Origin of the sequence: Novosphingobium soli (genome assembly GCF_042432915.1) — a bacterium.
Lineage (GTDB): Bacteria > Pseudomonadota > Alphaproteobacteria > Sphingomonadales > Sphingomonadaceae > Novosphingobium > Novosphingobium soli.
This window is the reverse complement of record NZ_JBHLWK010000001.1, coordinates 98,974-118,464: the sequence shown is the minus strand read 5'-3', so window position 1 is coordinate 118,464 and position 19,491 is coordinate 98,974. Positions and strand designations below refer to the sequence as shown.

Annotated in this window: 19 protein-coding genes; all 19 read right to left on the bottom strand. The window is 70.9% G+C overall.

Features of this window, described 5'->3' with window-relative positions:
- Positions 1-5 precede the first annotated feature (5 nt).
- Positions 6-950 carry a cell division protein FtsQ/DivIB gene (locus ACFFJC_RS00450; protein WP_379485605.1) on the bottom strand — a complete coding sequence of 315 codons (945 nt, stop codon included), beginning with the start codon at positions 948-950 and terminating at the stop codon, positions 6-8.
- A complete protein-coding gene (locus ACFFJC_RS00445) occupies positions 947-1,927 on the bottom strand; it encodes a D-alanine--D-alanine ligase (protein WP_379485604.1) in 981 nt (326 codons plus the stop codon). Before ACFFJC_RS00445 ends, ACFFJC_RS00450 begins: the two co-directional genes overlap by 4 nt.
- On the bottom strand, positions 1,924-2,493 hold the full coding sequence (locus ACFFJC_RS00440) for a DUF4262 domain-containing protein (RefSeq protein WP_379485603.1): 570 nt from the start codon (positions 2,491-2,493) through the stop codon (positions 1,924-1,926). Before ACFFJC_RS00440 ends, ACFFJC_RS00445 begins: the two co-directional genes overlap by 4 nt.
- The gene (gene murB, locus ACFFJC_RS00435) at positions 2,490-3,389 is read right to left on the bottom strand and encodes a UDP-N-acetylmuramate dehydrogenase (protein ID WP_379485602.1); all 900 of its coding nucleotides are present in this window, start codon (positions 3,387-3,389) and stop codon (positions 2,490-2,492) included. Before murB ends, ACFFJC_RS00440 begins: the two co-directional genes overlap by 4 nt.
- Positions 3,386-4,810: a UDP-N-acetylmuramate--L-alanine ligase gene (gene murC / locus ACFFJC_RS00430; protein ID WP_379485601.1), complete on the bottom strand. Its 1,425-nt coding sequence runs from the start codon at positions 4,808-4,810 to the stop codon at positions 3,386-3,388. Before murC ends, murB begins: the two co-directional genes overlap by 4 nt.
- 82 nt (positions 4,811-4,892) lie before the next feature.
- Positions 4,893-6,152, bottom strand: coding sequence for a UDP-N-acetylglucosamine--N-acetylmuramyl-(pentapeptide) pyrophosphoryl-undecaprenol N-acetylglucosamine transferase (locus tag ACFFJC_RS00425; protein WP_379485600.1), 1,260 nt, complete (start codon positions 6,150-6,152; stop codon positions 4,893-4,895).
- On the bottom strand, positions 6,149-7,339 hold the full coding sequence (locus ACFFJC_RS00420; protein WP_379485599.1) for an FtsW/RodA/SpoVE family cell cycle protein: 1,191 nt from the start codon (positions 7,337-7,339) through the stop codon (positions 6,149-6,151). Before ACFFJC_RS00420 ends, ACFFJC_RS00425 begins: the two co-directional genes overlap by 4 nt.
- A complete protein-coding gene (gene murD, locus ACFFJC_RS00415) occupies positions 7,339-8,694 on the bottom strand; it encodes a UDP-N-acetylmuramoyl-L-alanine--D-glutamate ligase (protein WP_379485598.1) in 1,356 nt (451 codons plus the stop codon). The genes ACFFJC_RS00420 and murD overlap by 1 nt, the downstream gene beginning before the upstream one ends.
- Positions 8,695-8,707: 13 nt before the next feature.
- The gene (gene mraY, locus ACFFJC_RS00410) at positions 8,708-9,778 is read right to left on the bottom strand and encodes a phospho-N-acetylmuramoyl-pentapeptide-transferase (RefSeq protein ID WP_379485597.1); all 1,071 of its coding nucleotides are present in this window, start codon (positions 9,776-9,778) and stop codon (positions 8,708-8,710) included.
- Between the two features lie 17 nt (positions 9,779-9,795).
- Entirely contained in the window at positions 9,796-11,253 is a 1,458-nt protein-coding gene (locus ACFFJC_RS00405; protein WP_379485596.1) for a UDP-N-acetylmuramoyl-tripeptide--D-alanyl-D-alanine ligase, read from the bottom strand.
- 7 nt (positions 11,254-11,260) lie between these two features.
- Positions 11,261-12,721 carry a UDP-N-acetylmuramoyl-L-alanyl-D-glutamate--2,6-diaminopimelate ligase gene (locus ACFFJC_RS00400; RefSeq protein ID WP_379485595.1) on the bottom strand — a complete coding sequence of 487 codons (1,461 nt, stop codon included), beginning with the start codon at positions 12,719-12,721 and terminating at the stop codon, positions 11,261-11,263.
- Positions 12,718-14,463 (bottom strand): peptidoglycan D,D-transpeptidase FtsI family protein, encoded by a 1,746-nt coding sequence (locus ACFFJC_RS00395; protein WP_379485710.1) that lies wholly within the window; start codon positions 14,461-14,463, stop codon positions 12,718-12,720. Before ACFFJC_RS00395 ends, ACFFJC_RS00400 begins: the two co-directional genes overlap by 4 nt.
- 26 nt (positions 14,464-14,489) lie before the next feature.
- Positions 14,490-15,032: a hypothetical protein gene (locus ACFFJC_RS00390; RefSeq protein ID WP_379485594.1), complete on the bottom strand. Its 543-nt coding sequence runs from the start codon at positions 15,030-15,032 to the stop codon at positions 14,490-14,492.
- Entirely contained in the window at positions 15,029-16,030 is a 1,002-nt protein-coding gene (gene rsmH / locus ACFFJC_RS00385) for a 16S rRNA (cytosine(1402)-N(4))-methyltransferase RsmH (RefSeq protein WP_379485593.1), read from the bottom strand. The genes ACFFJC_RS00390 and rsmH overlap by 4 nt, the downstream gene beginning before the upstream one ends.
- A gap of 16 nt (positions 16,031-16,046) precedes the next feature.
- On the bottom strand, positions 16,047-16,553 hold the full coding sequence (locus ACFFJC_RS00380; RefSeq protein WP_379485592.1) for a division/cell wall cluster transcriptional repressor MraZ: 507 nt from the start codon (positions 16,551-16,553) through the stop codon (positions 16,047-16,049).
- A gap of 247 nt (positions 16,554-16,800) precedes the next feature.
- Positions 16,801-17,598 (bottom strand): motility-associated ABC transporter substrate-binding family protein, encoded by a 798-nt coding sequence (locus ACFFJC_RS00375; RefSeq protein WP_379485591.1) that lies wholly within the window; start codon positions 17,596-17,598, stop codon positions 16,801-16,803.
- Between the two features lie 58 nt (positions 17,599-17,656).
- A complete protein-coding gene (locus tag ACFFJC_RS00370) occupies positions 17,657-18,025 on the bottom strand; it encodes a hypothetical protein (protein WP_379485590.1) in 369 nt (122 codons plus the stop codon).
- A 15-nt stretch (positions 18,026-18,040) separates the two neighbouring features.
- Positions 18,041-19,066, bottom strand: a complete 1,026-nt coding sequence (locus ACFFJC_RS00365; RefSeq protein WP_379485589.1) for a cysteine synthase A — start codon at positions 19,064-19,066, stop codon at positions 18,041-18,043.
- Positions 19,067-19,156: 90 nt separating this feature from the next.
- Positions 19,157-19,474, bottom strand: coding sequence for a 2Fe-2S iron-sulfur cluster-binding protein (locus ACFFJC_RS00360; protein ID WP_379485588.1), 318 nt, complete (start codon positions 19,472-19,474; stop codon positions 19,157-19,159).
- Positions 19,475-19,491: the final 17 nt, after the last annotated feature.

Below are 19,491 nucleotides of genomic sequence, written 5' to 3'. Positions count from 1 at the left end.
CCTGGTCACTGCTGTTCCTCCGTTGCGCCGCCGGTGCGCGGCACCGAGCCGGCCTTCAGGGCGAGTTCCTGCCCGTCCTGCTCCGGCACGCGCAGGTAGATGCGGTCCTTGGCGCGCATGTCGAACGCGGTCACCTTGCCGCCGATCAGGCGATTGGTCCCGTCGAGGCGCGCGAAGGTGACGAGCGCGCCGGCCGAATCGCGCTCGCCCTCGGGCAGCGCCAGGACCTGGCCGGAGCGGAAGGTGAGATTCCAGCGCCGGTTGCCGATCCACTCGGCCTCCTGCACCCGCGGCTTGATCGCCGGGGCCGCCTCCAGCAGCGTGCCCAGCGCCATGACCTGCTGGCCGGCGCCGGGACCCGAGACGATCAGGCGGCCGCCGGCGTCCTTGCGGCTGATCGCTTCCAGCTCGTGCCCGGTCTCGTCGATCAGCACGAAGCGGTCGGCCTTGCGCAGCACCGCATGCGGCGCGCGCTCGACGATGTCGATCACCAGCGTGTCGGGCAGCTGGCGGGAGACGCGCGCATCCTTGACCCAGGACAGCCCGAGCAGGTCCTGCCGCAGCCCTTCCAGGTCGACCAGCGGCATCGCGCGGTCGCGCTCCGCCAGCGCCTTCTCGTAGACCCTGAGCTGGTTGATGTTGCGCACCCCGCGCACTTCGACCCGCTTCACCTCGAAGCCGGTCTGCCCGGCGACGAGCGCCATCTGGTGCCCGGCGAGCCCCGGCAGCCCCGCGAAGGAGGCGACGACGCAGACCAGCGCCGCCGCGCCCGCCAGGATCGTCACCAGGAAGATCCGGTGCAGCTGCGCTTCGGTGAACGGCAGCCAGCCCATCGCCATGTCGAGCGCCGAGCCGGTGCGCGCCTTGGCGGCGCGGACCTTGCGCTGCGTGCCCTGCGCCGCCGCCGCCTTGCGGGCCGTGGTGCCCTTGCGCCGGATCGTCTGGCTCATGTGCCCGCCCCGCCGGCTCCCGCCCGGCCGGCTCCGGAGGCGCGGTTCGCGTCGGCCAGGGCCTCGGCGATGATCGCCTCCACCAGCTCGGGATAGTCCATGCCGCAGGCGCGCGCCTGCTCGGGGACCAGGCTGAGCGGGGTCATGCCGGGCTGGGTGTTGACCTCCAGCAGGAACAGGCCCTCGACGCCCTGGCTGTCGTCCCAGCGGAAGTCCGAGCGGCTGGTGCCCTTGCAGCCCAGGACCTGGTGCGCGCGCAGGGCGATGTCCTTGCAGGCCTGCGTGATCTCGTCCGGGATCTCGGCCGGGCAGACATGCTCGGTCATGCCGTCGGTGTACTTGGAATCGAAGTCGTAGAAGCCGGACTTGGGCTTGAGCTCGGTCACCAGCAGCGCCCGGTCGCCGATGACGGCCGTGGTCAGCTCGCGGCCGCGGATGTAGGGTTCGGCCAGCAGTTCGTCGAACTCCTGCCAGGGCCCCTTGGCGTCGGGCGCGACCGGGTTGCCGTAGTTGCCTTCAGCGGTGACGATGGCGACGCCGACCGACGACCCCTCGTTGACCGGCTTGAGCACGTAGGGCCGCGGCAGCGGGTCGCGCGCGTGGATGTCCGCGCTCTTCACGACGCGGCCGCCGGGCATCGGGATGCCGTGGGGGACCAGCGCCTGCTTGGTCAGCTCCTTGTCGATCGCGATGACCGAGGTCGCCAGGCCGGAGTGCGTGTAGGTGAGCCCCATCAGGTCCATCATGCCCTGCACCGTCCCGTCCTCGCCGGGAGCGCCGTGCAGCGCGTTGAACACCACGTCGGGCCGGATCTCCGCGAAGCGCAGCGCGACGTCGCGGTCCATGTCGATCCGGGTGACCTTGTGGCCCTTGCCTTCGAGCGCCTGGGCCACGCCCTCGCCGCTCATCAGCGAGACCGGGCGTTCGCTCGACCAGCCGCCCATCAGGACCGCGACATGAAGGGGCTTCAGGCTCATGAATTCAGACTCGTTCGGTAAAGCGGGGTTTGCAGGTCGCGGACGGCTTCGTCGCAGTCCTTGTCCCATGGGAAGAGGCCGTCGTCGACGCCGGGCCAGACGATCTGCATGGCGCGGGTCATCTCCTCGCCCTCGTGCTCGGCGAACCACATGGCCGAGTTGAAGTAGTAGGGCGTCAGGCACTCGGGCTCCACCTCGCGCAGCACGCAACGGTGGCCCTTGAGCAGCCCGTCGATCTCCTTCCAGTCCTCCAGCACCAGCCCTTCCCGGCACATGTCGAGCACGCCGTTGATGACGGCGGCGGAGAGCGCGGTGGAGAAGCCGAAGACGATCACCTCCGGCTGGCTGACGGTGCGGCGGAAGCCCACCGAGTAGGCGAAGCGCTCCTCGGTCCCGCCCTCGTCGTCATCCCGGTCGTCGTCATCCCGGTCGTCGTCGTAGTCGTCGTCCACATCGCCATGGTCATCGTCGTCCTCGGCGGGGCCGACGACGGTGATGTGGCAGCCGAACTCCTCGACGTTGTCGAGGATCTGCTGCTCGTAGCGGGAAAGGCGGTCGTCCCTCATGGCCGGCGGCCCACGCGCTGGATCTCCCATTCGAGCTCGACGCCCGAACCCGCGCGCACGCGGCGGCGCACTTCCTCGCCCAGCGCCTCGATGTCCTCGCTGGTGGCATCGCCGGTGTTGAGCAGGAAGTTGGTGTGCTTCTCGCTCACTTGCGCCCCGCCCAGCGCGAGCCCGCGGCAGCCCGCCGCGTCGACCAGCTGCCAGGCCTTGTGCCCCTCGGGGTTCTTGAAGGTCGAGCCGCCGGTCTTCGAGCGCAGCGGCTGGCTCGCCTCGCGCGCGGCGGAGATGCGGTCCATCTCGGCCTGGATCGCGGCCGGCTCGCCGGGGTGCCCCCGAAAGCGCGCGGCGACCACCACGGCATCCTCCGGCAGCGCGGAATGGCGGTAGGTGTAGCCGAGATCGGCATTGCCGAGCGTCACCCGTTCGCCCGAGCGCAGGACGATGTCGCAATCGACCAGGATGTCCTTCACCTCGCGGCCATAGGCGCCGCCGTTCATGCGCACGAAGCCGCCCACCGTGCCGGGGATCGAGCGCAGGAACTCGACTCCGGCGATGCCGGCGTCGCGCGCGGTCGAGGAGACCAGGATGCCCGAGGCGCCGCCGCCGCATTCCAGCGTGACCGCGTCGCGCGCGGCGACCTGGGCGAAGGCCTTGCCGAGGCGGATCACCACGCCGGGCACCCCGCCGTCGCGCACGATCAGGTTGGAGCCGAGGCCCAGCGCCATGACCGGGACCGCCGCGTCGAGGCCGCGCAGGAAGTCCTGCAGGTCGGCGAGGTCCTTGGGCTCGAACAGCCATTCGGCATGGCCGCCGGCCTTGAACCAGACCAGCGGAGCGAGCGGGGCGTTCGGGGTCAGCTTGCCGCGCACGCCGGCTGGATCGACCGGCGGCGTCATGCCGCCCTCCGCCCCTGGATCGCGGTCGCGAGGCCGGCGGCCCACTTGGTGATGTCGCCCGCGCCCAGGCACACGACCATGTCGCCGGGCTGGAGCGTCTCCGCGAGAACCGCGGCCAGCGCCTCGGGCCCCTCGACGACCTGCGCCGAACGGTGCCCGCGCGCCTTCATGCCCGCGACCATCGCGGCGCTGTCGACGCCCTCGATCGGCAGCTCGCCCGCAGCGTAGACCGGCGCGGCGTAGACCACGTCGGCGTCGTTAAAGGCGCCCTGGAAGTCCTCCATGTGGTCGCGCAGGCGGGTGAAGCGGTGCGGCTGGACGACGGCGATGACCCTGCCGCCGAACACGCCCTCGCGCGCGGCGGCGAGCACGGCGCGGATCTCGACCGGGTGGTGGCCGTAGTCGTCGATCACCGTGGCGACGCCGCCCTCGAGCGCCACTTCGCCGACCTTGGTGAAGCGGCGCTTGACCCCTCCGAACTTGGAGAAGCCGGTCTGGATGCAGCGGTCCGAGCAGCCCATCTCCACCGCCACGCCGACCGCGGCGAGCGCGTTCTGGACGTTGTGGCGGCCGGGCATCGGCAGCTCGATGCCCTCGATCCGGCGGAACGACCCGTCGCGCTGGCGCAGCGCGACGTCGAAGCGGTTGCCGCCGGGGATCGGCGTCACGTTCTCGCCCCGGATGTCCGCCTGCGCCGAGAAGCCGTAAGTCACCACGCGGCGGTCGCGCACCTTGGGGATGATCGCCTGCACTTCGGGATGGTCGATGCACAGCATCGCCGCGCCGTAGAACGGCACGTTCTCGATGAACTCGACGAAGCTCTCCTTGATCCGGTCGAACGAGCCGTAGTGGTCGAGGTGCTCGGGGTCGATGTTGGTGACGATGGCGATGGTGCCGTCGAGCCGCAGGAACGAGCCGTCGCTCTCGTCGGCTTCCACCACCATCCAGTCCGAGGCGCCGAGGCGGGCGTTCGAGCCGTAGGAGTTGATGATGCCGCCGTTGATGACGGTCGGGTCCACCCCGCCGGCGTCGAGCAGCGCCGCGACCATCGAGGTCGTGGTCGTCTTGCCGTGGGTGCCGGCCACCGCGACGGTGTTCTTGAGGCGCATCAGCTCGGCCAGCATCTCGGCCCGGCGCACCACCGGGATGCGGTGCTCCAGCGCGTAGACGACCTCGGGGTTGTCACGCTTGACCGCCGTCGAGGTGACGACCACCGCCGCGCCCTCGACGTTCTCGGCGACCTGGCCGAGCATGACCTTGATGCCGCGCGCGCGCAGGCCCTCGACCACGTAGCTCTCGGCGATGTCGGAGCCCTGCACCGAATAGCCGAGGTTGTGCATGACCTCCGCGATGCCGGACATGCCGATGCCGCCGATGCCGACGAAGTGGATCGTACCGATGTCGGTGCCCACGCCCTTCATGCGGCGGCTCCCGGATGGATCGGGGCGAGAGGGACCAAGTTCCGCTCGTCCTCGGCCCTGCGCGGCGGGAAGGAGCGGGCGATCACGGCGCCATCTCCCGCGCCAGCGCTTCCCCGCCCTGCGGTGCGCTGGCCTTCTCCAGGCGGATCACGTCCATGATGGGCGCCGCGCCGAAGCTCTCGACCAGGTCCGCGAGGTCCTTCGCGGCGCGCGGATAGCCGCAGTTCCATGCGGCATGCGCGGCGTTCGCCAGCGTCTCGGGGTGCTGGGCGATGGCCTGGATCTGCAGGCACAGGTCCTTGGCCATGCGCTGGTGGATCTCGGCCTGCTCGCGCAGCAGCGCGTTGCGCTTGTCGCCGCCGTAGCTGTCCGGATCCTCGGTCGTGACCGGCGGCTGGCGCAGCACCCGCGCGCCGCCGCCCGCCACCATCTCGCGCGCGTTGGCGCTCTGGTGGTCGTCGGTGGCGTAGGGCAGCGGGATGAGGATGGCCGGCCGGCCGACGGCCGTGAGCTCGGCGATCGTCGAGGCGCCGGAGCGGCCGATGAAGAGGTGCGCGCCGGCCAGCCGCTCGGCCATGTTCTCGAAGTAGGTGGCGAGCTCGGCCGGGATGCCGTGCGCGGCATACCGCTCGCGCACCCGCTCGATGTCCTCGGCACGGCACTGCTGGATCACCTGCAGGCGCGAGCGCAGCGCGGGGGGCAGCATCGCCAGACCATCGGGCACCACGTCCGAGAGCACGCGCGCGCCCTGGCTGCCGCCGGTCACGAGGATGCGGAACAGGCTGTCCTCGGCGAACTCGGGAAACGGCCTGTCGCGCAGCGCCAGGACGTTCTCCCGGACCGGATTGCCCACCAGCGTGACCTTGGATTCGAGCGCGGGGTCGAGGCGGTCGGTCCGCTCGCTGGAGGTGGCGATGGCATCGACCTTGGCGGCGAAATAGCGGTTCACGCGGCCGAGCACGGCGTTCTGCTCGTGCAGGACCGTCGGCAGCCTGGCCGCGCGCGCGGCGAGCAGCGTCGGCAGCGCGGGATAGCCGCCGAAGCCGACCACGGCGGTGGGCGCGAAGGTGTCGAACAGGCGCAGCGCCATCCGGCGGCCCTCGAGCACCCCGGCGGCGCCCTTGATCCAGCCCAGCGGGTTGCGGCCGGCGATCCGGCCGGGCGGCAGCACGTGGGCGGGCAGGTAGTCCGGCTTGCCCGGGATGGCGGCCCCGCGCTCGTCGGTCACGAGGGCGACGTGGTGGCCGCGCGCGTGCAGCTCGGCCGCGAGCGCGAAGGCCGGGATGAGGTGTCCGCCGGTCCCGCCCGCGGCGAGGACGTAGTGGCGGGAAACCAGGCTCATTGGAAATCTCCGATGGCGCGCAGCGAAAACTTCTCGCGCTGGATGAACGGATTGCGCCGGGTGACGGCGAGCAGCAGCCCCATGCTCAGGCACATCGCCACGGTCGACGAGCCACCGTAGCTGATGAGCGGCAGGGTCATGCCCTTGGAGGGGAAGAGCTGCAGGTTGACGAGGATGTTGATGAAGGCCTGGCCGCCAAACTGCGCCGCGAAGCCGGAGGCGGCGAGCACCGTGAACAGGTCCTCCTCCTCCACCAGCCGCAGGATCACGCGCGCCAGGATCGCGAGGTAGAGCACGACGATGACCATGCAGGCGAGCAGCCCGAACTCCTCGCCGACGACCGAGAAGATGTAGTCGGTGTGCGCCTCGGGCAGCGCCATCTTGCGCGTGCCCATCCAGAAGCCGAGCCCGGTCCAGCCGCCGTTCAGCAGCGTGCGCTGGGCCAGGTCGACCTGGTCGAACGCGGTGCCGCCGAACAGGAAGTTGTCGATGCGGTTGCGGCCGTTGTCATAGGTGAAGTACATCAGGACGAGGCCGATCAGGCCCGCCCCGGCGAACATCCCCACCCTCCGGACGTCGATCCCCGAAAGCAGGATCAGCACCAGGAACGCGCCCGAGAACAGCATCGTCGATCCGAAGTCCGGCTGCAGCATCAGCAGCAGGCCGAGCACGCCCATCAGCCCGAAGCAGATGCCGACGACCGGGATCTGCGGGTCGCGCGCGCGCCACGAGATGATCCAGGCGAGCAGGATCGGGAAGCCGCACTTGAGGAATTCCGAGGGCTGCAGCGAGATGCCGAAGCGCAGCCAGCGCTTGGCGCCGTTCACTTCCGAGCCGACCAGCGGCACCAGCACCAGCGCCGCCAGCATCGTCGCGGCGAGCAGGATGCCGAAGCGGCGGGCGTTGTCCTTGCTGAGACTGGAGGCCCAGAACATCGCCACCAGGCCCAGGATCTGCCAGCGCATGTGGAGGAAGAAGAAGTAGAGCTGCGGCAGCTTCTCCGCCGCGGTCGACAGCCGTCGCGCGCTCGCGGGGGAGCCCGCGGCCACCGCCACCGCGCCGATCGCCATCAGGATCAGCACCAGGACCATCGTCGTGCGGTCGATCTCCTGCCACCAGATGGCGATCTGGTTGCGGCGGTTGCGGGCGTAGCGCTGGGCGCCGGGCTGGGGTGCGAGGGTGGCCATCACGATTGCCTTTCGGCGTCCTCGTCCGGCGCCAGCAGCGCCTCGACGATCTGGCGGAACGCCTGCCCGCGCGCCTCGTAGTCGCGGAACTGGTCGAAGCTGGCGCAGGCGGGCGAGAGCATGACCACGTCGCCCGGCCTCGCCTCGGCCATCGCCTGGCGGATCGCCTCGGCCATCATCTCGGAGCGGTGGACGCGCATGTGCGGCGCCAGGATCTCGGCGAAGCGCGGGCCGGCATCGCCGATGGTGTAGGCGGCGGCGATGTTGCCGAAGAAGGGCACGCACTCGTCCAGGTTGTCGCCCTTGGGCAGGCCGCCCAGGATCCAGTGGATGCGCGGCTCCGGGTCGGGCGGGAAGGCGGCGATGGCCGGCGCCGTGGAGGCCGGGTTGGTCGCCTTGCTGTCGTTGATGTAGGTGACGCCGTTCGCCACCGCCACGCGCTCCATGCGGTGCGGCAGCCCGCTGAACGTGCGCAGGCCCTTGCGCCACTGCGCCTTGCGGATGCCCAGCGCTTCGACCAGGGCGACGGCGACGGCGGCGTTCTGCAGGTTGTGCGGCCCCTGCAGCGACGGCCACTCGGGCTGGATCGCCAGCAGGTCCGCGCCGTCCACCAGCCGTACCAGCCCCGGGGCGCGCCGCGCCGCCTCGATGTGGGCGATGGCGCGGGTCTCCTTGTCGCCCATGCCGAACACCGCCTGGCGCCCGCGCTCCTGCATGGCGAACAGGCGCGCCTTGGACGCGGCATAGGCCTCGAAGCCGTCGTAGCGGTCGAGATGGTCGGGCGTGATGTTGAGCAGCGCCGCGGCCTCGCAGTCGAGGGTATGGGTGATGTCGATCTGGTAGCTCGACAGCTCGAGCACGTAGACCCCGCCCTCCGGCAACGGCGCGGTGCCGAGCACGGGCACGCCGATGTTCCCGCCGACGCGCGCTGCGACACCCGCGGTCTCCAGCAGGTGGTGGACGAGCGAGGTGGTGGTCGACTTGCCGTTGGTGCCGGTGATGCCCACCACGCGGTGCGCGGGCAGGCTGGGCCGGGCCAGGGCGAACAGCTCGATGTCCCCGATCACCGGCACGCCCGCGCGCGCCGCGGCCTCGGCGATCGGATGGCGGTTGAGCGGGATGCCGGGGGAGACCACCACGCCGTCGTAGCCGGCGATGTCGGCGGTGACCGGGTCGGCCAGTTCGACCTTGCCGCAGTCGGTCCACTCGCACAGCTGCTGGCGCGGTTCGTCCCGGCTGTCCCAGGCCATCACGTGCGCCCCGCTCTCCACCAGCGTCGCGACCGCGGCGAGGCCCGAGCGGGCAAGGCCGAGGACCGCGTAGCGCTTGCCGGCGAAGACGGGGGAGACGATCACGCGCCCGCCCTTCCTATCGCAGCTTCAGGGTGGCGAGGCCGAGCACTGCGAGCACGATCGAGATGATCCAGAAGCGGATCACGACCGTCGATTCGCGCCAGCCCTTCTGCTCGAAGTGGTGGTGGATCGGCGCCATGCGGAAGACGCGGCGGCCGGTACGCTTGAACCAGAGGACCTGGATGATGACCGACGCGGCTTCCAGCACGAAGAGCCCGCCGACGACCGCCAGCACGATCTCGTGGTGCGCGGCCACGGCGATGCAGCCCAGCGCTCCGCCGAGCGCGAGGCTCCCGGTGTCGCCCATGAAGACGGCGGCCGGCGGCGCGTTGAACCACAGGAAGGCAAGGCCCGCGCCCATGATCCCGGCGCAGAAGATGGCCAGCTCGCCCGCCCGCGGCACGTGCGGGATGCCGAGGTAATTGGCGTAGTCCACGCGCCCGGCGAGATAGCAGATGATCGCGAAGGTCCCGGCGGCGATGATGACCGGCATCGTCGCCAGCCCGTCGAGCCCGTCGGTCAGGTTCACAGCGTTCCCCGCGCCGACGATCACGAAGGCAGCGAAGACGTAGTAGAACGGCCCCAGCGGGATGTACCGGCCCGACAGGAACGGCACGTAGAGGTTGGTGTTGAGCTGGCTGACGATGATGTAGGCGGCGATGCCGGCGACGACGAACTCCAGCAGCAGGCGCAGCTTGCTGGAGAGGCCGGCATGGTGCCGCTTGGTCACCTTGTCGTAGTCGTCGAGGAAGCCGATCGCCCCGAAGCCGACCGTCACCGCCACGCAGGCCCAGACGAACGGATTGGTCACGTCCATGAACAGGACCATCGAGCCGAGCAGCGCCGTCAGGATCATCAGGCCGCCCATCGTCGGCGTGCCGCGCTTGGCGAGGTGGCTCTGCGGACCGTCCTCGCGGATCGGCTGGCCCTTGCCCTGGCGCACGCGCAGCATGCTGATGAACTTGGGGCCGATGATAAGCCCGATCAGCAGCGCGGTCATCAGCGCCGCCCCCGAACGGAACGTCTGGTAGCGGAAGAGGTTGGACAGTCCCTCGTAGTGGAACCAGTCTGCGATGAGATACAGCATCTTGCGGGCTTTCGCCCCTACCCTTCCTGCTTGCTGAGCGCCGTTACGAGCGCTGCCAGACCCACCGAGTTCGAGCCCTTGACGAGGATGGCGTCATCCCGCTCCAGCCCGAACGCGCGCAAGGTTTCGACAGCTTCCTGCACATTCGCGCAATGGGCGAAGGGCACTTGTTTGCCAAGCGCGCCGACCGGCGATTTCCCCAATTCCGCGGCCAGCGCGCCCATCTCCTCGCCGACCAGCACGGCATAGTCGATCCCCGCTTCGGCGACCGGGCCGGCCAGCGCCGCGTGGTAGTCGGGGCCGTGGCTGCCCAGTTCCTTCATCGCGCCCAGAACCGCGATGCGGCGGCGTGCCGGCGTGCGCGCCAGCTGCGCCAGGGTGGCGCGCATCGAAGCGGGATTGGCGTTGTAGCTCTCGTCGATCAGCAGCGCCTTGCCGCCGGCCACCGCGATCTCGATCCGGGCGCCGCGGCCGGCGAGGCCGCCCATCTCGGCCAGGGCGACACCGGCGGAGCCCAGGTCGCCGTTGACCGCGCGCACCGCGGCCATCACCGCCAGCGAGTTGATCGCCTGGTGCTCCCCCGGCGCGGCGACGGTGTAGCACAGGCGCCGGTCGCCCATGTCGGCGGTGACCAGCGAGCCGCCGCCGATGGCGGGAACGGTGTCGAGCAGCCGGACGTCGGCGTCCTTCGACTGCCCGAACGAGACGACGCGGGCACCGCAGGCCAGCGCCGCGGCGCGCAGCCGCTCGCAATGCGGGCTGTCGGCGGGAATGATCGCGGTGCCGCCCTCCTCCAGCCCCTGGAACACTTCGGCCTTGGCCTCGGCGATCGCCTCCTCGCTGCCCAGCATCTCGATGTGCGCGGGCGCGATGGTGGTGATGATGGCGACATGCGGGCGCACCTGGCGGGTGAGCGCGGCGATCTCGCCCGCATGGTTCATGCCCATCTCGAACACGCCGAAGCGCGCCCGCGCCGGCATCCGGGCCAGGCTGAGCGGCACGCCCACGTGGTTGTTGTAGCTCTTGACCGAGCGATGCGCGTCGCCCCGGCTGGCGCGGTCGAGCGCGGCGAAGATCATTTCCTTCACCCCGGTCTTGCCGACCGATCCGGTGACCCCGATCACCGGCCCGCGGGCTCGCGCGCGCGCCGCTGCGCCCAGGCGTTCGAGCGCCTCCATGGTGTCCGCCACCAGGATGTGCGGCCCGTCCACGGGCCGGTCGACCACGGCGGCGGCGGCGCCCTTCTCGAAGGCGGCGGCAACGAAGCGATGGCCGTCCATCGCCTCTCCCTTGAGGGCGAAGAACAGGTCGCCGGGCTGCACGTCGCGGCTGTCGATCTCGACACCGGAGACGGTGAACTCGGCGCTGGCGGTGCCTTTCACCGCGCGGGCGAGGGACTGCGAATCCCACAGCACCAGCGGGTTGTCTTCGGGCGCGGTCACGGGCCAATCGAGGATCCGGGCGACAGCGTTCATCGTCTTTCTACCTTCCCAGCGCGCCGGCCATGTCCCTGGCCACGGCGACATCGTCGAATGGCAGGACGCGCAGATTCTCGCCGCTGCCGATGATCTGCCCCTGTTCATGCCCCTTGCCCGCGATGAGCACGATGTCCCCCGCCGCTGCCTCGCGCACCGCCAGCCCGATGGCGTCGCGCCGGTCGCCCGCCTCGACCGCGGCGGACGTCATGCCCGCCAGCACCATGGCCCGGATCGCGGCGGGATCCTCGCCGCGCGGGTTGTCGTCGGTGACGATGGCGAGGTCGGCGCCGGCGCTGGCGACGCGGCCCATCTCGGGGCGCTTGCCCTGGTCGCGGTCGCCGCCGGCGCCGAAGACGACGATCAGGCGTCCCGAAACGTGCGGCCGCAGCGCCGCGATGGCGGCTTCCAGCGCGTCGGGCGTATGGGCATAGTCGACGTAGACCGGCGCCCCCGACGGCGTGATGGCGGCGCGCTCGATCCGCCCGCGCACGGTGACGAGGCGCTTCATCGCCTCGAAGGTCGCCCCCGCCTCGCCCCCCGTCGCCAGCACCAGGCCGGCCGCCACGAGTGCATTAGCGGCCTGGTAAGCCCCGATCAGCGGCAGCTCTATGATCCGCGACGCGCCCGCGTGTTCGATCTCCAGCTTCTGCCCCAATCCGCCGGGAACCCGCCCGAGGAGCCGGATTCCCTCGCCGCGGGTCCCGACCGTGAAGACCTGGAGCCCACGCCCGCGCGCATGCCCGATCGCCCGCTCCGACCAGGGATCGTCGGCCCAGATCACCGCCGTGCCCCCTTCCACGACCACCTCGTCGAACAGGCGCATCTTGGCCGCGAAGTAATCGTCCATGGTGGCGTGGTAGTCGAGGTGGTCGCGGCTGAGGTTGGTGAACGCCCCGGCGACGACCCGCGGCCCTTCGCTGCGGAACTGCGACAGGCCATGGCTGGAGGCCTCGTAGGCGACGTGGGTCACCCCCTCGCGCGCGAGCCCCGAGAGATTGGCGAGGAAGGTCGCGATGTCCGGCGTGGTCAGCCCGGTCGAGACGCTCTCGTCGCTGGTGGTGACGCCCAGGGTGCCGATCGAGGCGGCGCGCTCGCCCGCCATGCGCCAGAGCTGGCGCGTCAGCTCGACGGTGGAGGTCTTGCCGTTGGTCCCCGTCACCGCCACGATCGTCTCGGGCACCGGCGCGAAGAACGGCGTGGCGAGGCGGGCGAAGAGCCGGCGCGGCTCCGCGTCGGCCAGGTGGACCGCACCTGCCACGCGCGCCTCCGGATGCGCCACGATCGCCACCGCGCCGGCCTCCACGGCCGCCGCGATGAAGTCCTCGCCGTTGAAGCGCGCGCCCCGGAAGGCGCCGAAGACGGTGCCCGGCGCCACCTTGCGATGGTCGATGGCGAAGCCGGTGACGTTCTCGTCGGTCCCCACCGGGTCCAGCCCGGCGGCAGCGCAGAGGGCGGACAGCTTCATTCTTCGGCGTTGCCTCCCGGGATCAGCGGCTTGAGGTCGGTGATGTCGATGTCCCGCGTCTCGTCGGGCATGACGCCGAGCAGCGGCCCGATGCGCGGCACCACCCGCTGGATCACCGGCGCGGCGTTCCAGGCGGCGGTGCGCTGGAACGAGGTCGCCTCCGTCCCCTGCGGCTCGTCCATCATGGAGATCACCACGTAGCGCGGCTTGTCCATCGGGAAGGCGGCGGCGAAGGTCGCGATCAGCGAGTGCTTGCGATAGCCGCCGGCGCCCGGCTTCTCCGCCGAGCCGGTCTTGCCGCCGACGCGGAAGCCCGGGGCATCCGCCTTGCGGCCGGTGCCGTACTGCACGATCATGCGCAGCAGCTGGCGCAGCCGGGCGCTGGTGGAGGCCTTGAACACGCGCCGGCCGGCCGGGACCTGCGCCGGGTCGAGCTTGTGGAGGGTCGCCGGGCGCCAGATGCCGCCGTTGACCAGTGCGGCGTAGGCGGAGGCTAGGTGCAGCGGCGTGACCGCGATGCCATGGCCGTAGGCGACCGTCATCGTGCGCAGCCGCGGCCAGGTGCCGCTCGCCCAGATCGGGAAGCCGCGTGCCGGCAGCTCCACGTAGGGGCGCTCGTTCATGCCGAGCGATTCCATCGTCTTCTTGAGACGCACGCCGCCCAGCTCGTCGGCGATCTGCGCGGTGACGATGTTGGAGGAGTGGATCAGCGTCTCGGGCACGTTGAGCGAGACGCCGTAGTTGTGGGTGTCGTGGATGGTGAAGCCGGCGACGTGGAGCGGCCCGGCCGGGAACCGGCGGCCGAGGTCCGTGATCGTGCCCGCGTCGAGCGCGGCGGCCACGGTGATCGGCTTGAAGGTGGAGCCGAGCTCATAGACCTGGTTGGTCACGCGGTTGAAGCCGTGCGGAACCTCGCCCTCGGCCGCCTGCTGGGGCGTGACGACCATGTCGTTGGGCTTGACGTGGTTGGGGTCGAACGAGGGCAGCGAGGCGAGCGCGAGGATCTCGCCCGTGTCGACATCGAGGATGACGCCGGCCGCGCCCTTGGCCTTGCTGAGCTGCATGGCACGCGCCAGCTCGTCCTCCAGCGCGCTCTGGACACGGAAGTCGATCGACAGGATGGAGGGGCTGGTGCGGCCTTCCTGGCTGACGAGCTGGTCGTTGAAGGCCTGCTCCATGCCGACCTTGCCCTTGCCGTAGCTGTCGACGTAGCCCAGCACGTGCGCGGCCATCGAGCCCTGGGGATAGAAGCGGGTCGCCTCCAGCGGGAACTCCAGCGCCGGCTCGCCCAGCGCGTGGACCTTGTTGGCATCCTCCGGCAGGATCGACTTGCGCAAGTAGCAGGGCTGCCCGGCGCGCAGCCGCGCCACCAGCTCGTCGCGATCGAGATCGGGGAAGATGCGGATGAGCTGCGAGGCCACTTCTTCCGGCCCGTGGATCAGCGCCGAGCCCTCGGTCATCGCCTTGGGGTTGAACCACAGCGAATAGACGCGGAAGTCGCGCGCCAGCGGCACGCCGTTGCGGTCGACGATCTCGCCCCGGGCGGGGATCAGCATGTCGCCGAGCTCGCCCGTGCGCGGCGCCACGCCCGTGAAGCCCAGGTACAGGATGCGCAGGAGCGCACAGGTCCCCACCAGCACGAACACGCCCATGATCCACAAGGTGCGCAGCTTCGCCACCAGCAGGGAGCGCTGGCGCACGTTCACGAGCTTGCGCCGGCCCACGGACACCGTGGTCGGCATCGTTCCCAGCGGGAAGGCGGGCGCGTTCACTGCTTGGCGGCCTCGGCAACCTCGATATGGGCAAGGCGCTTGCCCAGCGCGGCGGCATCGCGCGCGAGCGCCTCCCGCTCGGGGTCGCGCCCTTCGCGTTCGGCACCCGTGACCGCGCCGGGCAGCGCCGCCGCGGTCGCCCCCGCGACCGGCGAGACCATGGCCAGCAGCGAGCCGCCGCCCTCTCCTGCCGGCGCCTCGGCGTTGGCGTAGCGGATCGGCGCCGGCGCGCCCGGCCCGGCCGGCATGCCCAGCGCCGCGAGCTGGCGCTCGCCCTCGATGTACTGGGCCGCGACCGGCGCCTTGTAGCCGAACTCCAGGTCGTTGAGCTGGCGCAGCGCCTGCTGGTTGGAGCGGGTCTGGAACTCGGTCTCCAGGAAGTCGATGTCGCGCTGGACCCAGACCATGCGCTTCTCCGCATCGTGGACCTGGCTCTTGACCGCGTTGACGCGCAGCGTCAGCCCGACCGTCATCGCGCCGCAGACCACCAGGGCGGATATCCAGCCGATCGATCGCACTCGGTCGCTGGTCAGGTTCATGCGGCACTCCTGTGGCTGGGGGAGCCATCGGACTCTCTGGGGGGGGCGTCGGTGCGCACGGCGGCGCGCAAGGTGGCCGAACGGGCCCGGGGGTTGGCGGCAAGCTCCGCCTCGCCCGGCCGCACGGCCTTGGCCACTTTCGCAAACGGGGCGGGCGCCCCGACGGCCTGCGGCAGGTGGCGCGAGGTGGCGCCGCGGGCGCTGCTGGCCTCGCGCAGGAAGTGCTTCACCTTGCGGTCCTCCAGGCTGTGGAAGGTCACCACCGCAAGCCGCCCGCCCTCGCGCAGCAGGACCTCCGCGGCGCCCAGCCCGGCGTCCAGCTCGTCGAGCTCTCCGTTGACGTGGATGCGGATCGCCTGGAAGCTGCGGATCGCCGGATCCTTGGGCGCCGCCTGGCCCTTGTAGGCGGGATTGTAGCCCAGCGCCTTGCGCACCACGCGCGCGAGATCGGCCGTCGTCTGCAGCGGTCTGGCGGCCACGATCGCGCGTGCCACGCGGCGCGACTGCCGCTCCTCTCCATAGAGGTACAGCACGTCCGCGATCTCGCCCTCGTCGGCCTCGTTGACGAAGTCCGCGGCCGAGCCGCCCTCCTGGCTCATGCGCATGTCAAGCGGGCCTTCGGCGCCGAACGAGAAGCCGCGTTCCGCCTGGTCCAGCTGCATAGAGGACACGCCGATGTCCATGACCACGCCGTCCACCTTGTCGATCCCCGCATCTCCAAGTCCCTGGACCATTTCGGAGAACCGGCGCGGGTGCAACACGAGGCGCGGCGGATTGCTGGCGAGTTCGGGCCATTTCCCCGGATTTTCTCGCGCCGCGCGAATCGCGTCGGGATCGCGGTCGAAGGCATGGACCGTCGCGCCGGCGTCGAGCAGGCGGCGGGTGTATCCGCCCGCGCCGAACGTGGCGTCCACGATGAGGTCGCCGCCCTGGGGGTTCAGGGCGGCGACCACCTCCTCGAGGAGCACGGGAACGTGGGGCTGGCCGGGGGCGCTCATGTCGTGCCGCCCCCCGTCATTTCTTGCTCGCCTTCGCCAGCTCCGCCGCCTGGAGCGACCGGCAGGTGGCGATGGCGGCCTCGAAGCCGGGGTCGTCGGAGCGGCGGTAGAGCTCGTCCGGGTTCCAGATCAGCACGCCGCTGCGGCCGATGCCCTGGAAGAACAGCTGGTCCTCCAGCCCGGCCAGGCTGGCGAGCGCCTCGGGCATGGTGAAGCGGCCGCTGCCGTCGAACGGCACCTGCTGGAAGTTGTAGAGCTGCATCGCGCGCAGGTCGCGGTTGAAGGCGGCGCCCGCCGCGTCCGCGCGCGCCTGCTCGGAATCGAGCTGCGCCTCGAACTCGTCGACGCGGGAGAGGCCGAAGCCCACCAGGCACTTCCACTCGGCATGCTTGGCGATGCACAGCATGTCCTTGCCGCTGGAATCGCGCACGGTGGAGCGCAGGACGTTGGGCAGCACGAAGCGGTTCTTGTCGCGTAGAAGCGAGAAGCCCTGCCCGCTGTAGATGTATGGCTGCCCCGCCATGCCCGTCTGTTTCGCCCCGAAATAACCGTCTCGGAAATGACGGAACCCGCGCCCGGAGCGCACCCGCGCGCCGGGGTTCCGCACCCGCGCAGGGCACGGCGAGACTCAGCCATTCCGATTGGCTGTTCTTCTATACCGGGAAAGTTGGGGATCAAAGGGAAAATTGGGGAAAGATAGTGATTTTAAGGCCTGCACCGCGACCGTTCGGCAGGTCCGGCTCGGCCGCAGCGGACGTCTGCGCTGCCGGTCACTGCGCAAACTCCTGTTTTTCAGCGCTTTCACGAGGAGAAATGAGGTAACCCCGTTCATCCCCGATCGTCCCGGGCCGATCCCGCCCGATCCCCGATGCGCCATCAGCCGCCACGCGCGCGAGGAGGCGGCCCAGTAGTGCCGCCCGGGCCTGGCGATCGGCGACCTCCGTGGCGGCATCGAGCAAGGCGGCATCGGCGACGGCCAGAACACGGCCCCGGCCGACCCCGCACTCGGCCAGCACTCCTCCCGCCAGCATGCGGCAGCGCGGCGGCCCGTCCCCAGATTTCCCCGAAGCACGGAAACGGCCGGCCAGATCGACGGGGATCGCCGTCCCCTCGAAGGTGGCCGGGCGCGGGCCGGCGGGCTGGTCCTCGTCGAACTCCAGCACCAGGCCCCAGCGCGCGAGGATGGGCGAGAGCAGCGCGACGTCCTGGGGCCGGCGCGGATCGCCGAGCGCGAAGATCGAGGGGGCGGTGAGCATCGGGTCGGCGAACAGCAGCACGCGCCCGCCGGCGCGCACCCACGTGTCGAGCGCCAGGTTCTCACGCGGGGTCAGGGGTTGCGGCTGTGCGAGGACGAGCACCGCCGCGGGCGGCAGCGGCAGCGTCCCGCCGGGCCCGGCCAGCGTATCAAGCGGCACCACCTCGCCCCGGGCGCGCAGCGCTTCCATTGCCCAGTGCGGCGCGGCCTTGTTCGCGATGAGGCTGCGGATGTCCTCGCTCTCGGCCCAGGCGATCGGCAGGCTGGTGCGCAGGCCGAAGATCGTCGACGGGTCGGATTGCGCCGGTGCCACCGCGTCGCCGCTGCCGCAGCCGGCGCTGGCAAGCGCAAGCACCGCGGAAAGGAGCCGCCTAGCGCGTGGCCTGGACGCCCGGCTCACCGGCTGCCTCTGGCACGCTCGGCGACGGGCTGGGGTCGGCGGCGGGAACCACGCCGATGTCCGCCAGCGGATCGCTGGCCGTCTTGGTCGGCTTGGCGTCCATCGCCACGACCTGCTGGAGCGGGTCCTGCGTGTCGGCCAGGCGCAAGCGGTCGCGGATGATGTTGGCCAGCCCGACGATCAGCAGCATCGCGCAGAGGCCGAACAGCCCGATCTGCAGCCGGTGTACCGCCTGTGAGCGCAGCTCGCGCGCGGTGGGCGGCGCGAAGTGGGTGGGCACCTTGAGCGGCTCGACGAAGTCGTGGTTCTCGATCATGGAGGCGGGAAGCTGCACTCTCATCCGGGCCGGTCTACATCAGCGCGCCAGCCATGGGAAGACCGGCAGGCCCTTCGCCTCCAGCCAGGCGGCGCTGTAGAGCGAGGACAGGTAGCGGAAGCCGGTGTCGCACAGGATCGTCGCCACCCGCGGCGCGGTCCGGCCCTGCGCCACCAGCTGCCGCCCGAGCGCCACGGCGCCGGCGACGTTGATCCCCGACGACAGCCCCAGGCACAGCCCCTCCTCGCTCAGCAGGCGCGAGACCCATGCGAGGCCTTCCTCGTCCGAGATGCGGAACTGCGTGTCGATCGGCGCGCCTTCCAGGTTGGCGGTGATGCGCCCCTGGCCAATGCCCTCGGCCACCGAGTTGCCCTCCGCCTTGAGCTCGCCATGCGCGAAGTAGTTGTAGAGCGCGGCGCCGTGCGGGTCGGTGAGCGCGATGGTGATGGTCTCGTCGAAGGCCTTGAGGCCCAGGCCGGTGCCCGCGATCGTGCCGCCGGTGCCCGCGGCGCAGGTGAAGCCGTCGATGCGGCCGTCCATCTGCTCCCAGATCTCGGGCGCGGTGCTGTCGATATGGGCGCGGCGGTTGGCGATGTTGTCGAACTGGTTGGCCCAGATCGCCCCTTCGGCCTCCTCCGCCAGGCGCCGCGAGGTGTGGACGAAGTGACCGGGGTTCGAGAACGGCGCCGCCGGCACCAGCACCAGCTCGGCGCCGAGCGCGCGCAGCGTGTCCATCTTCTCGCGCGACTGGGTCTCGGGCATGACGATGACCGTCTTGTAGCCCAGGGCGTTGGCAACCAGCGCCAGCCCGATGCCGGTGTTGCCCGCCGTCCCCTCGACGATGGTGCCGCCGGGCTGCAGCAGCCCCTTCGCCTCGGCGTCGCGCACGATCCAGAGCGCGGCGCGGTCCTTCACCGAGGCGCCGGGGTTGGCGAACTCGCACTTGCCCCAGATCTCGCAGCCGGCAGCCTCGCTCGGCCCCTTGAGGAGGACCAGCGGGGTGTTGCCGATGAGGTCGAGAGTGGAGCGCCGGGCCGGCGGGGCGGTAAGCTGGGAGGCCGTCATGGGGCGACAGTTAGGAAGCCCGGGCCCGGCGCGCAAATGTTTTGCGCCCGGGGCCGGACGATTCTGCCGGGCAGCCCAGCGCGACCCCGATCAGTCTTCCTGCGCGATGGTGACCTTGAGGCCTTCCAGCGCGCCGGTCACCGGCACCTGGCACGACAGGCGCGAGTATGCGTTGCGATGGTCGGAGCTGTCGAGCAGGTCGTTCTCGTCCTCGCTCATGGCGGGCAGCTTGTCCATGAAGGCCGGGTCGATGTGCACGTGGCAGGTCGCGCACGAGCAGCAGCCGCCGCACAGCGCCAGCAGCTCGTCGAAGCCGTTGTCGCGGATGACTTCCATCAGGGTGCGGCCTTCGGGCGCCTCGACGCTGGATTCCTCACCCGACTGGTTCACGACGATGATCTGCGGCATGCTCTCGATTCCCCTTT